A 13,599-nucleotide genomic window follows, 5' to 3' on the forward strand; every position below is an offset into this window, starting at 1 on the left:
CGATGCGAGGGGTTATGGTTGCTCTTTTTTACGGGTGGCGTCGTCCAGGCTGAGCACTGTCAGGGCGTTGGCCGAGCTGGTGGCCAGGGTGTCGATCACCCCGGTGCGCAGGGCGCCAAGGATGCCGGCGGCCTTGGTTCTTTCGCTGGCGATGGCGATAACGTCCGGAATCCGCGCCAGATCGCCGATGGTCAGCCCGATCACCCGGGCCTGCATCTTGGTCTGGGAGGTCTGGCCATGGATGTCGATGAAGTCGTACCCCATCATGTCGCCCACCGTGCCCAACAGCCGGGCCTCGGCGATCTCCTGGGGGGAGAACCAGCCCATGCGCACCATGTTGCTGTCTTCGCTCATGTCGCCCACCCCGATCAGCGCCATGTCGGCGCGCCGGGCCCGGTCCAGGGTCTGGCGCACCGTGCTGTTTTCCAGCAATTGCTGGCGCAGCTCCGGGTGCTGCACCAGGGCGGGAGCATAGAGGGTTTCGCTGTCGCCGCCGAACTTGGCGGCCAGGCGGCGGCAGATGTGATCCGGGTTCATGTATTCGCCGGCCTTGAGCGAGCCGCCGATGGCGCAGACGAAGGAGCATTTGTAGCTGTTGTCGGTAAACACATTGTCGGCCACCGCGCCCACATTGCGGCCCATGCCCACCGCCACCACGCTGCCATCGCTGAGCTGACGGGTGAGGTGATCGGCCACCAGCGACGCCACCTCCGAGCGCTGGCGTTCGGGGTCTGTGTGATCCAGGGCGATCAGCGCGCGCTTGATGCCGAAACGTTCAATCAGCGCCTTTTCGATATCGGCGCTCACCGAGGGGTGGTGGCGCACCCGCACGTCGACGATGCCGACCGCGTGGGCCCGCTTGATCAGACGGCCGACCTTGATACGGGACATGTCCAGGCGCTGGGCGATGGCCTCCTGGGTCTCGCCTTCCACGTAATAGAGCGTGGCGATTTCCGTCATCAGTGCGATTTCCGCGCTTTCCTGCCGATCCAGCATATGAAGATTCCCCCTTTTTATCCGGCGGTCATTCTACATCAGGCACTTAAGTAACAGAAGCCGGTCGCACGCGCATTTGTTACATAAGTTTTCATTAATAACCAATGATATGCTGAGTTATGGCGAGCCCTGGCCTTTATTAGTCATTATTTTGACGTATTTTGCGGTTTAACTGTGATTTTAGAATGTTTGTGGGATTTCATCAGAATGTTTGCTTTGTTCATTTGTTTTTATCGTTGACATTTGTTTGGCGGCGGCGCTACCCTGTGTTCGACCAGCAAGGTGCGCGGCAGCCTGCCGGCGCCATATCTTGAAGGGAGGCTTTAGATGGATCAGGACCTGCTCTACCGCCTGAGCGCGGTGACCGAGGCCGCGGCTCTGGCCGGCTACGCCTGGCTGGGCCGCGGCGACAAGAACGCCGCCGACCAGGCCGCCGTGGTGGCCATGCGCGACTTGCTCAATCAGAGCCCGATCGACGGTCGCATCGTGATCGGCGAGGGGGAAATCGACGAGGCGCCCATGCTCTATATCGGCGAGCATCTGGGACGGGGCGGTGTGGCCGTGGACATAGCGGTGGACCCCATCGAAGGCACCCGCATGACCGCCATGGGCCAGGCCAATGCGCTGGTGGTGCTGGCGGCGGGAGCCAGGGGGAGTTTTCTCTCGGCACCCGACATGTACATGGAAAAGCTGGTGGTGGGGCAGGGGGCCAAGGGGAGTATCGATCTGCAGCGCTCCCTGGCCGACAATGCCCGGGCGGTGGCGAAAGCCCTCGGCAAGCCGTTGTCCGAACTGACGGTGGCGACGCTGGCCAAGCCCCGTCACGAGGCGGTGATTGCCGAGCTGCACCGGCTGGGGGCACGGGTATTCGCCTTTCCCGACGGTGACGTGGCGGCCTCGGTGCTGGCCTGCCTGCCCGATACCGGCATCGACATGATGTATTGTATCGGCGGTGCGCCCGAGGGGGTGATTTCCGCCGCGGTGGCGCGCAGCCTGGGGGGCGACATGCAGGGCCGACTGTTGCTGCGCAGCGAGGCCAAGGGGGCGAGCCCCGCCAACGACGCCGCCAGTGAGCAGGAGGCCCGTCGTTGCCGGGAGATGGGCGTGGTCGCGGGAGCGGCGCTGACGCTGGAGGAGATGGTTCGCTCCGACGACATCGCTTTCCTGGCCACCGGCATCACCGGGGGCGAGCTGCTGGAAGGCGTCCGTCGCTACGACGATGGCCGGTTGACCACGGAGACGCTGGTGATCTGCGGCCACACCAAGGCGGTGCGACGCATCCGCGCCCAGCACTGAGGCGATCCGGCCGGGGCCTGCCGCAAGGCGTGCCCGTTGTCCGCATGGCCGGGGCTGCACAGCCATAGGCTGGGTGCAATATTGGTTTAAAACTTGGGCACCGGTGTCGTACAATGCCGTGCCGCCAATGCGGTGTTTTATTTTATTTACTTATTCTCAGGGCGGGGTGAAAGTCCCCACCGGCGGTATGTTGCAGCAGCCCCATGGGTGGCAACGAGCCCGCGAGCGCCCGGCCTGTGGCCGGGGTCAGCAGATCTGGTGAGACGCCAGAGCCGACGGTGATAGTCCGGATGGAAGAGGATAAGGGAGCCGGCCTCCGCTGCCCCAGGGCGGCGGTGTCGCATCGTCGTTTTGCCGGTATCCTGAAAGGCTTTCCCTGGCGGAAAGCCACTGTTCCCATGCCCTGATTCTGGTAGCAACAGGAGCTTTTACCATGAATCAGTTTGTTCAAAGTCCTTCTCTTTTGGCCGAATTCGGTACCCCCATCGAGCGCGTGGAACGCGCCCTGCTCGCCCTGCGAGCCGGGCAGGGCGTGCTGGTGGTGGATGATGAAGACCGGGAAAACGAAGGGGATCTCATCTATGCGGCCGAGAGCCTGACTTCTGCGCAGATGGCGCTGATGATCCGCGAGTGCAGCGGCATCGTCTGCCTGTGCATCACCGACGAGCTGGCCCGCCGGCTGGAGCTGCCGCCCATGGTGGTCGATAACTCCAGCAAGAACCAGACCGCCTTTACCGTCAGCATCGAGGCCAAGGAAGGGGTGAGCACCGGCGTGTCCGCCGCCGACCGGGTGACCACGGTCAGGACCGCCATCGCCGACGGCGCCCGGGCCGCCGACCTGGCCCGTCCCGGCCATATCTTCCCCCTCAAGGCCCAGCCTGGCGGAGTATTGAGCCGGCGCGGCCACACCGAAGGCACCGTGGATCTGATGAAACTGGCGGGGCTCAAGCCCGCCGGGGTGCTGTGCGAGCTGACCAACGAGGACGGCTCCATGGCCCGGTTGCCGGAAATCGTGGCCTTCGGCAAGCGGCACGACATGCCGGTGCTGACCATCGAGGACATCGTCCAATACCGCAGCGAACTGCTGGCCGAGGCCGGCTGAATAAGGGGGCCGGCGTAAAATTCGAGGCCGCTCACCAAGGGTGGGCGGCTTGTTGCCAGAATGTATCGGCGACCCGATGGTGGGGTTAGGGCCTCAGACCTGGCGAGATCTCGGCCTTGGCATAATGCGTTTCCTGAGTTTGCCGTTGATGTTTAATGCTATTTCGGGGTTTGGGCTCGTGGTCGAAAAGTTCGCCAAGCTGAGGAACTGACTATGCTGCTGCATGGCTGGGAATGAAAACGGTCGCGGCGGCGGCTTTCAACCAGAGTAATAAACACTGTAAGGGGCAGATGATGAAGATTAGAGCGGTCGTGACTGATATAGAAGGTACAACGAGCAATATCGAGTTTGTCCATCAGGTGCTTTTCCCCTATTCGAAGGAGCACCTGCCTGCATTTGTAAAGGCACACTGGACCGATCCCGAGATCAGGCCCTACTTGGCGCAGGTAGAACAGGAGGTTGGTTCAACGGAGCCGGATGTCGTCATCGGGACGTTGCTGCAGTGGGTAGAACAGGATGTCAAAGCTACACCGCTAAAGGCGTTGCAGGGGAAAGTCTGGAAGCAGGCCTTCGAGGAAAAGCTGTTTACCAGCCATGTATATGCCGATGCCTATACGCACATAAAAGGCTGGTACGAGAACGGTATTCCTGTCTATGTTTTCTCGTCGGGGTCTGTTGACGCACAGATTGGCATCTTCGGACATACCGTTGAGGGAGACATGACGCCGTTTCTGAGCGGCTATTTCGATACCGAAATAGGCGCAAAACGTGAACCGGTCGCCTATCGCCACATTATCGAGTCGATAGCTTGTGAAGCCGGCGCAGTCCTCTTTCTATCGGACGTTGTTCAGGAGTTGGATGCGGCTGCAGAGGCAGGCATGCAGACCTGCCTGTTGATCCGCGGTGACAGTCCGGATAACGCTGACAGACACCCGTCAGTCAGCAGTTTTGATGAGCTGGATGCCGTATTCGAATTTTAATAGGAAGGTGGCTGCTCCCTTTGTCGGGCGGAGCAGCCACAGATTCAACAATCAGAGTTTCACTTGATGCTTTGTTCGCAGAAGCTCAATGCTTTTTTTTACCTCGTCCAGTCTCACTGATTCCGGCCACCCCAGTGCCGCTGCCACAATAGCGGATATTTCCTCTATTCCTGCAATATCGAGATCGCCGCGTACTGCAAGCGCTGTCCGGCGAATGAGCAGATCATCCAGGTGCACGACCTGTTCGTTACGCGCTATCCAGTCGAGCTCGGCCGGACTGTATGTGGTACCCGACTCCAGCTTTTCTTTCCGGTTCGTTGTGCTTTCTTGTTGTGCTATCGCTGCTGCCCTGGTGCCGTAACGCTCCAGCAGTTGTTGGATACGTACTTCGGTCAGGCCGGTGTTGTCGGCGAGTGCTCTGATCCAGTCATGGCGCTCATGGGGTCCAGGGTAGCCGGCTCCTCCGCCGATGCTGAGTTGCCGGGTCGAGCACTTGCGAGGATGTTTCAGCTCTTCAAGAAGCGTATCGGCTACCTCTTCGGCAAAGCCCCGGAAAGTGGTCCATTTGCCACCGACCAATGACCGTATTGAGAAGGGCCGCTCCGGAGTGGCGTCGATGCGAGGAGCTGAGTGATCACGACTGATTAATCCAGGCTCCCTGGCTTGGGAGCGGGGCAAAGGTCGTATTCCGGAATAGGCATAGACGATCTGCTCTTGAGTGATCTGGGTTCCGGGTAGAAGGGCGCGCACGCTGTCGAGAAAGTATTGCAGTTCGGCTTCGGTACAGCCTACTTGGTCGGGATCGTCATGGGGGATATCGGAGGAGCCGAGGATCAGTCGCCCCAGGTATTCGAAGATCAGGCAGATACGACCGTCATCGGCTTCGAAGTAGATCATCTGATCCTTCAGTTGTTGCGCCAGCTCAGGATGGTCAATTATAACGTGTGAGCCCTTGGTACCGCCTATGAGCGTGCTTTGGACGCCAAGAGACTGATTCACCTTGTCAATCCAGGGACCGGCCGCGTTGACCACGATTTTCGGCTGCACACGGTAGCGCTGGCCGCTATCGCCTTGCAATTCGACGATACCCGATGTCTGACCGAGTACCCGGGTATAGTTCAAGGCCCGAGCTTTGGGATTGGCACCGAGTCCATCCTGCACCAGCTCCAGCACCAACCGTTCGGGGTAGTTGACTTTCGCATCGTAATAGGCGCCGGCCGCGACGATGCGATTCGTCAGGTTGGGCAATATGCTCAAAGCCCGTTTTTTGGAAAGCATCCGGTGTCTGGGCATGACCCGATTCTGGGCGCCAAAATAGTCATAAAGCCTGAGTCCGATCTTGACGAGCACGGCGCCCCGACTCCGGGGGGCCGAGGTGCTGCCAAACAGGGTACGCAGTGCCGCCGTTGTTCCCTTGAACCAGGAAAAGATGGGAATCGTCGTCTTCAGGGGATGCACCTGATGCGGTGCGTTTTTAAGCAGCAGGTTGCGCTCTAGTGCCGATTGGGCGACCAGTCGCAACTCGGCTGTTTCCAGGTATTTAATGCCCCCATGGATCAGTCGTGAGGGCGCAGCGCTGGTGCCGGAGCCGTAATCGCCCTTGTCGACCAGCATCGCTGTGATGCCCTGCTCACAGAGGTCTCGGAACAGGCCTGCTCCATTTATCCCGGCGCCGATAATCAGTACATCGACCGGAGTCGGTGCACAAGGCTCTGATATAGAGGGTGAAGTTGCTTGCATCTTGATTTATCTGCTCCTGGTTCAAAGTCCCTGTGGCATGGGGTGCGACGCCAGCGCATCCCAGATTGGCTGTAGTTGCTCCGCTGCCTGACAGAAAATTCGGTAGCGAGCATCGAAGAACTCGGTGCGTTCGGTTCGAGGCTGATAGGTATGCTTGAGAGTGCTGAGCTCCCTGGGATCGCAAAAAGCGCTTTCGAACAGGCCGGTTGCTGCGCCACCACAGAGGGCAGCCCCCCAGGCAGCGGGTTCCTCCGTCGTACTCACATCGACAGGCAGACCCAATATGTCGGCAAACATCTGGGCAATATTGGTGTTTCTCGAGATTCCACCCGTGAGATGAATATGCTGGATTGGAAAGCTGCCCTGGAGCTTTTCCACGTGCCAGCGGTGGTTGAACACTATCCCCTCGATTACTGCCTTCAGTAGTGTGCCTCGGTCATGCCAGCCATGAACGCCCAAGAAACCCCCACTGCTGTTGCCACCAAATGGTGATCCGAAAAGATAAGGGTGGAATAGAGTGGCGCTGGGCGCTTGCATCGCCGTTGTCAATTCGTCGTTCAGGCGTTGGTGAATAGAGACGGATACTTCTCGTTCCGATGCGAAAAAGGTATCTATAAACCAGTCGTAGTTGGTGGCCGAGGCGGGCGAGATCGACATACAGTGCCAGAGTCCGGGCTCGATAGAATTACGGCAGAACCAGCCTGGGTCCAGCTTGGGTTGATCGGCGAGGACCTCGTTGATGGAATAGGTTCCGGCCACGATAGTGGCATTGTGCAGACTATGTCCCCCAATGCCCAAGGCCGATGCCGTCACATCGTGGAGGCCAGCGGCAACCGGTGTACCCTCAAGCAATCCGGTTTGCCCGGCGGCTTTTGCTGTGACCGCTCCGACGATCTGGGCCGACGGGGCCATCTCAGGAAGTGCTGAATAGAGTGAGTCAAGGCCATAGAGCTGCAGGATAGCGCCGTCGTATTGTTGGGTTTCGACGGCTGTAAACGATGTGCTGGCTTCGGTCATGTCTGTGCCCAGCGAACCGCTCAGGCAATAGCGCAACCAGTCCTTGCAACTCAGTATGGTGCCTATCTTCTTGTAGCGCTCCGGCTGGTGCCGCTGTATCCAGCTCAGTAAGGCGGAAGGCGCCGATGGGTGAGGGACCTGGCCGGAGAGCGTTATTGCATCCCTGTCCAGGCCCTGCTCTCGCCATTCGCAAACGATCGGGTGAGCGCGGGTATCGAGAGAGAGTATGCCGGGGCCAAGAGGATTTTGCTGATGGTCGAGCAGATAAACTCCGTCCCCATGTGCTGTTACCGAGACCACGGCTATATCCGATGGCCGGCATCCGCTGTGATGAATGGCTTCCTTGATAACCTCTGCGGTTTGTTGCCACAGCATGTGCATATCCCGCTCGACCCGGTGGGGTTGCGGCAGCAACTGTGGTAATCGCCGCCTGGATACTGCCACTGTGCGGCCGTTGCTATCGAAAACCGCTGCCTTGGTGACGGTCAGCCCGCTGTCTACTCCTAGGATATATTTCATGTCACTCCCCGTTGTGAACAGAGTGTAAAGAGCCCAGTTTGGCGATGCGGACCTCTATGCCCTGGTTTCGTATCTTGTCTATCTCACTTTCAGGGGTCAGTTCATCAACGATTACTAAGTCGAAGTCAGCCAACGCCAAATAGCGGTACAGCGCTCTTTTTTCGAATTTGGTGTGATCGGCCAGCAGAATGCGCCGGCTGGCAGAGTCATACATGGCCTTCTTGGTCTCAACCATTTCGGGAGACTGATGGAAGATCTGGCCGTTGACGATGGCCGACATGGAAACGAAACACAGGTCGGCACTGAGCATGGATATTTCGTGACGGGTAATCTGACCGAGAAAAGCGTTGCACCAGCTCTGGTATTGTCCTCCCAGGCTAATCAGGTTGATGTCGCTGCTGTCTTTCATTTCGTTAATCAGCGACAACGAGTTGGTTATCACGGTCAGGGGAGCCTTGCCGGGGAGCAAGCGTGCCATCTGAAACACAGTGGTCGAATCGTCGAGAAACAGTGATTGGCCAGGCTCTATGCTTTCAACGGCTGCCTTGGCAATGGCTTGCTTTTCTCTCAGTTGCCGGGAGGAGCGATAAAGGTCGCTGGCTTCGACCAAGCTGGTGGGTGTTGCTGAAACGATGCCTCGTCCCTTGCGCAGCAAGCCCCGTTCTTCTAATTCATCCAGATCCCGGTGAATGGTCATCAGGCTGATACCGAAACGCTCAACGAGATCTTCAATACGCACTGAACCTTCCTGGATCACTGCCTCTACAATCAGTTGTCGACGCGTAAGCTGCCTGGCCTGACGGCTATCGGAGGGGATGACGTCATTGAAAATGAGATCGAGTGCGGGGGCATTTTTTTTTCTGGTCATTGCTATATTCCGCATAACTTGATCCAGACCGGGAATGCTGAAACAGTTGCTGAAGCAGCAAAAAAGGAAGGTGCCCACAGGGCACCTTCAGGTCGGATCACTGGGTAAGAACGAAGGGGGAGGTGTATTTGTCGACGTTGTCGGCCGTGACGATGACACAATCGAACAGTTGCTTCTCTCTATCGACGCCAGTACTGCCGGTACGCAGGTAGTTGTCGGCTTGGCGTACGGCGGCTTCGGCAAACACTGCGACAGGCTGCAGGACGGTGTATTCCAGCTCTCCCGCCCTGATAGCATCAATTGCATCAGGGGAGCCGTCGAAGCCGCCAACCTTGACCTGAGACAGCTTGCCCGCTTCTTTAAGGGCTGCGATGGCACCCAGCGCCATTTCGTCATTACCGCTGATGACGCCGGTGATATTGGGGTTGGCCTGCAGCATCGACTGCATTTTGGTATAGCCCTGGGTGCGATCCCAGTTGGCGATGTCGCCGGCAACCCGGACCAGATCGGGATATTGGCTAAGAACCGTAACGTAGCCGTTTGAACGTGTGTGCGAGTTGTTATCGGATGGAGCCCCGAGCAGCTCTACATATTTTCCGGTATCACCCATGCTCTCGACCCATTGCATGGCACCGAGTTCTGCCCCCTGTGCATTGTTCGATACCAACTGGGCTTTGGCCAGCCCTTCTTCGTTGATCTCAGCGTTGATCAAGAAGACGGGAATACCCGCGCTATGGGCTTTGCGTACGGCACCGATAGAGCCGTCCGCATTGGCCGGGTCAAGAATGATCGCTTTGGACTTGTTGGTAATTGCAGTATCAATCAAGTTGCTCTCAGCGTTGGTATCCCCCCGGTGTGCAGCAACTGTGGCTTGGTAGCCCAGGCTTTCTGCAGTTTGTTTAGCGACTTCTCCCTCGGTGCGCCAATAAGGGTTGGAAGGATCATTGACGATGATTGAAATAAGTCCATCCGCCCAGGCCGAGGTGGTCATTAGCGACAGGGTTGCAGCCGAAACTGCCAGAAGACGTTTAGTGTATTTCAACATGCTGTAAACTCCATTTTGGTTTTTCGATTGCCGAGACTCGGCGGGTTTTCCTTACCCGATCCGGCGAGCCGCACAGGGTATGAATCAGTTTTTATGTCAGCTGCTTTTACCTTTGCGTTTGTACTGCAAGCTATTCAGCAGAACAGCAAGGACAATGACTGCTCCCGTGAATACGGTCTGCCAGTAAGCAGAAACACCGATGATCACGAGACCGTCAGACAGGAAACCGATAACAAATGCGCCAAGCAGGGTGCCGCGGACGTTACCGCGTCCGCCGGTCAAGGCTGCTCCGCCAATGACGACAGCCGCAATCGCTGTCAGTTCGTAAGTGGTACCGGCGGTAGGACCTGCCGAGGTCAGCTGTGACGACAGCACCAGACCTGCTATGGCTGCACAGATGCCGGACAACATATACACGACAATCTTGACGCGCTTGGTGGGGATACCAGACAGCTCGGCTGCGCGCTCGTTGCCGCCAGAAGCATAGAGCCAGCGGCCGAAGGCGGTACGACTGAGCATTATCCCGCAGAGAATGGCGACTGCCACCATGATAATCACACTGATGGGAATGCCGGCCAGTCGGTTGAAACCAAGCCAGTCAAAACCGGTATTACCGAGCTCTTCCGCGCCTGCGAGTTTATTGAAAGTCAGGCCATCGGTCATCAGCAAAGCAGCACCTCTGGCGACATAAAGCGTGCCTAATGTGGCGACGAAAGGGGGAACGCGGAAATGAGCGATCAGAACACCATTTATGATGCCGATGGCGGCGCCCAACATACAGGTGAGTAATGCGACAACCCAGACCGGCGGATAGAGAATAACCCCCATGGCATCAACCTGTACTCCTTGCATCAGATAACCGGCAAACACACCGGAAAGACCAAGGGTAGAGCCTACGGACAGATCGATACCACCGTTGAGAATGACCAGCAGCATGCCGATTGCGAGCAGCCCGAATATAGCCACGTGCGAAGACATGATGAGCAGGTTATTCACCGTTAAGTAGTTCGGTGACATTAAAGAAAAAACGATGATGATTGCAATAAGAGCGAAGTATGCTCGTCCTTCGAGTAGCAGACGGCCGATATTCAGACTTTTTCCGGTCTTACTCTCTGTCTTATACATTGCTTGACTTCCAATAGTAGCTGTCATTTTTTATACCTCGCATGTCAGAATGTATTAGTGGACTACCGATTCACCGGAAGCCGCCATGATCTCTTCTTTAGTCACGGATGGACCAAACTCAGCAGCTATGCGACCGCGATGCATCACGATGATGCGGTGTGCGATGCTTAGGCATTCTCCGACCTCTGAGGTGGAATAAATGACAGCGAGTCCGGATTTGGCTCGTTCCGCCAATAACTTGAATACCTCGGCTTTGGCCCCGATATCGATACCTCGGCTGGGCTCGTCCAGCAGCACCACGCTGGGATGAGTGGCCAGCATCTTGCCAATGACCACTTTCTGTTGATTTCCGCCGGAGAGGGAACCTATCTCCGCCTCACCGCCGGCAGTCTTGACGGTAATATCACGGATCATGGTGTCGATGATCCGTTGCTCATCTTTCAGCGATGTTACGAGCCGGCGGGTAAAGGCGCCGATACTGGCCAGTGAGAGGTTCTGCCCGACACTCATGGTCTGTACCAAACCGTCGCGCTGACGGTCTTCGGGCACCAGAACCAGGCCTGCTTGAATACGCTGTCCGATCGAAAGACCGGAGACTTCCTGACCATGCAGCAGTACCTGGCCGGAGGAGGCTTTGAGCCGCCCGCCGATGCATTCCATGAGTTCGGTTCTTCCTGCCCCCATCAGACCATAGATACAGACAATCTCACCGGCACGTACATTCAGGGACAAGTTATCGACCAGGTTGTAGCCGCCACTTTCGCTGGTAACGCTCAGGCCCTTGATCGTCAGAGCATTTTCTCCCATCTCATAACCGCTCGGAGGGGATCCCAGATCGAAGTTTTCGCCGACCATATGGCGGACGATCCACTCCAGATCGATATCCTTCCGCTGGGCGTAGGCGGTCATGGTGCCATCGCGCAGCACGACAGCATGATCGGTAATCTGCAATGCCTCTTCGAGGTGATGGGATATGTACACGATGGAAACACCGCGGCTGGTCAGGTCGCGAATCACCTTGAACAGCACCTCAACTTCGGACGCGCTCAGGGCTGAGGTGGGTTCGTCCATGATCAATACGCGAGAGTTAACCGACAGGGCGCGCGCAATCTCAACGATCTGCTGCTGTCCCAGGCGTAGTTCCTCCACGGGCGTGAGGGGGTCAATATCCTCTTCCAGCTCTTTCATCAACTGCCGCGTCAGTCGCTCTTCCTCCGCGTAATCGATACCCGAGGCTGTCATTATCTCTCGGCCCATGAAAATGTTGTCGCGGACATTGAGGTTGGGGGCCAGGCTTAGCTCCTGATGAATGATGGAAATACCCCGCTCCTGAGCTTCGGAGGAGGATGAAAAGGCCACCGCCTCTCCGTCCAGCAGGATGTCACCGGATGTCGGCGTCACAACGCCCGACAGGATCTTCATCAGCGTGGACTTCCCTGCTCCGTTCTCTCCGAAGAGCGTAGTCACCTGACCGCGATGAATATCGAAGTTTACCCCCTTCAACGCATGGGTATTGCCGTAGGACTTGGCAATGTGACGTGCAGCCAGCACTACCTCTGTCTTATCCGGGCGCTCGCGAGGGATTTCCCTTACATCACTTGCATTAATACTCATTTGACTTCCAGCCTTACTGGAGTAACCAGCCAGTTATTTGTGTTGATCAACTTGAACACACCTGTCACCTCAACTGTTTTGCCGGTCAGTGATGAGGTGTCGATGGACGCCAGGACTTCGTCTTTCATCGCCCTGTTCAGGGCAGCCCCTACGTCCTGATATTCGATCTGGTTCTTGAATTGACCGAACTCGATAGTGCCTGTGGCGTCACGGATGTCCGTTCCGTGAATGGCGGGTCCTGTCTGAATCCGTATTTTCTGACCGTCGGGCATGCCTTCCACATCCACGTAATAAATGCCTGCATTACCGCTGCCTACTGTGCCGCTGAAGGAGACGGGAATCACCGAGCCGGCACCGGCGCTGACACCATACTTCTGGCCAGCCGCAGCCTTGTCGAGCTGGATATCCTCCCACAGCACCCTGGCATCGACGGCATTCTCGAGAATGTGATGTCGGATCCGCGGAAACTCTTGCTGACCATAGGCATCGGGCGAGAAGGCTTGCTGGCGGATGTCTTGATCCGAGCCTAAAACGATCACCTTGGTGTCCAGAGCCATGGCCGAAACGAGGACGGCTGCAACGGCTGCTCCTGCGAACAAGCGGCGACGGGATTGGGACGCTAAGCGTTGAGACAATTCAGTTTGCATATTGAGTACCCATCTGACACAGGCATGAGGAACTCTCTGCCTGACAAGAACGAATGATGTGTTGGCCAACTGCTGCCCGATGAGGACGCCTCAGCTTGGGCAGAGGTGAACAGGAATGAATAGACGCGGGGCGATGCATGTGCAGATTTCTGCACTCACCTTGAGTGCGCCCTGGGTGTAGCGGTGAACTTTGTACTACGGATATTGAACTCGTCTGGATCATTGCTATTTGTCTCGTTCCAAGCTCAAGCATGCTGTTTGTCTGTGATTTTCGACGAGCAAACCTAGTCCGCGCAGCATCCTTGCAATGTGTACCAAGTGTTAAGTTAACGTGAAATTCTCCGTTTACAGTCGGATAAATCACATTGGCTGTCAATGAAATTTTTTACATTGATGGATAAAAATATCACTGTTGTTTTAGCCGTGTGAGCTCAGTCAACTTTTCTGGCCCTGGCATTTCTATAGCCAGTAGCTGGTCGTATGGTGCTCTAGGTCATGCTTGTTATATTTAATAAATTAATTAAAAAACAATTTGTTATGTTTATTTTTGATCGTTTCTCACGAGTCGTTCTGGTGGTCATAGGCTAGTCGGTTGTCGATGGTGGTGCCGGAGCAAGCGACGAGCTGAGGGGGACGAGGGGGGAAACTTT

General features: G+C 56.8%; 11 protein-coding genes and 1 riboswitch. Of the genes, 3 read left to right on the forward strand and 8 right to left on the reverse strand.

Annotated elements, in window-relative coordinates:
* Nucleotides 1-12 precede the first annotated feature (12 nt).
* Complete coding sequence (locus CGX12_RS03220; RefSeq protein WP_094038462.1) at nucleotides 13-996, reverse strand: sugar-binding transcriptional regulator; 984 nt, start codon at nucleotides 994-996, stop codon at nucleotides 13-15.
* A 327-nt stretch (nucleotides 997-1,323) separates the two neighbouring features.
* On the opposite strand from CGX12_RS03220, the gene glpX reads away from it, so the two are divergent.
* The 3 genes from glpX to mtnC all read left to right on the forward strand — a co-directional run bounded on the left by glpX (nucleotide 1,324) and on the right by mtnC (nucleotide 4,374).
* The gene (gene glpX / locus CGX12_RS03225; protein WP_094038463.1) at nucleotides 1,324-2,292 is read left to right on the forward strand and encodes a class II fructose-bisphosphatase; all 969 of its coding nucleotides are present in this window, start codon (nucleotides 1,324-1,326) and stop codon (nucleotides 2,290-2,292) included.
* Nucleotides 2,293-2,440: 148 nt separating this feature from the next.
* Nucleotides 2,441-2,598, forward strand: a riboswitch (FMN riboswitch).
* Between the two features lie 127 nt (nucleotides 2,599-2,725).
* Nucleotides 2,726-3,394 carry a 3,4-dihydroxy-2-butanone-4-phosphate synthase gene (gene ribB / locus CGX12_RS03230; RefSeq protein WP_094038464.1) on the forward strand — a complete coding sequence of 223 codons (669 nt, stop codon included), beginning with the start codon at nucleotides 2,726-2,728 and terminating at the stop codon, nucleotides 3,392-3,394.
* Nucleotides 3,395-3,627: 233 nt separating this feature from the next.
* On the forward strand, nucleotides 3,628-4,374 hold the full coding sequence (gene mtnC / locus CGX12_RS03235) for an acireductone synthase (RefSeq protein ID WP_217898111.1): 747 nt from the start codon (nucleotides 3,628-3,630) through the stop codon (nucleotides 4,372-4,374).
* A gap of 51 nt (nucleotides 4,375-4,425) precedes the next feature.
* Here the strand turns inward: mtnC and CGX12_RS03240 are convergent, their stop codons facing one another.
* From CGX12_RS03240 to CGX12_RS03270, 7 genes are all read right to left on the reverse strand, one after another.
* Entirely contained in the window at nucleotides 4,426-6,114 is a 1,689-nt protein-coding gene (locus tag CGX12_RS03240) for a glycerol-3-phosphate dehydrogenase/oxidase (protein ID WP_094038465.1), read from the reverse strand.
* 21 nt (nucleotides 6,115-6,135) lie between these two features.
* The gene (locus tag CGX12_RS03245; protein ID WP_094038466.1) at nucleotides 6,136-7,650 is read right to left on the reverse strand and encodes an FGGY-family carbohydrate kinase; all 1,515 of its coding nucleotides are present in this window, start codon (nucleotides 7,648-7,650) and stop codon (nucleotides 6,136-6,138) included.
* Between the two features lies 1 nt (nucleotide 7,651).
* Entirely contained in the window at nucleotides 7,652-8,518 is an 867-nt protein-coding gene (locus CGX12_RS03250) for a DeoR/GlpR family DNA-binding transcription regulator (protein WP_094038509.1), read from the reverse strand.
* Nucleotides 8,519-8,615: 97 nt separating this feature from the next.
* A complete protein-coding gene (locus tag CGX12_RS03255) occupies nucleotides 8,616-9,563 on the reverse strand; it encodes a D-ribose ABC transporter substrate-binding protein (protein WP_094038467.1) in 948 nt (315 codons plus the stop codon).
* Between the two features lie 96 nt (nucleotides 9,564-9,659).
* Complete coding sequence (locus tag CGX12_RS03260) at nucleotides 9,660-10,688, reverse strand: ABC transporter permease (RefSeq protein ID WP_094038468.1); 1,029 nt, start codon at nucleotides 10,686-10,688, stop codon at nucleotides 9,660-9,662.
* A 54-nt stretch (nucleotides 10,689-10,742) separates the two neighbouring features.
* On the reverse strand, nucleotides 10,743-12,302 hold the full coding sequence (locus CGX12_RS03265) for a sugar ABC transporter ATP-binding protein (RefSeq protein ID WP_094038469.1): 1,560 nt from the start codon (nucleotides 12,300-12,302) through the stop codon (nucleotides 10,743-10,745).
* A complete protein-coding gene (locus tag CGX12_RS03270) occupies nucleotides 12,299-12,949 on the reverse strand; it encodes a DUF2291 family protein (RefSeq protein WP_094038470.1) in 651 nt (216 codons plus the stop codon). The genes CGX12_RS03265 and CGX12_RS03270 overlap by 4 nt, the downstream gene beginning before the upstream one ends.
* Between the last annotated feature and the right edge of the window lie 650 nt (nucleotides 12,950-13,599).

It is taken from the genome of Zobellella denitrificans (assembly GCF_002237365.1).
Classification (GTDB): Bacteria; Pseudomonadota; Gammaproteobacteria; order Enterobacterales; family Aeromonadaceae; genus Oceanimonas; species Oceanimonas denitrificans.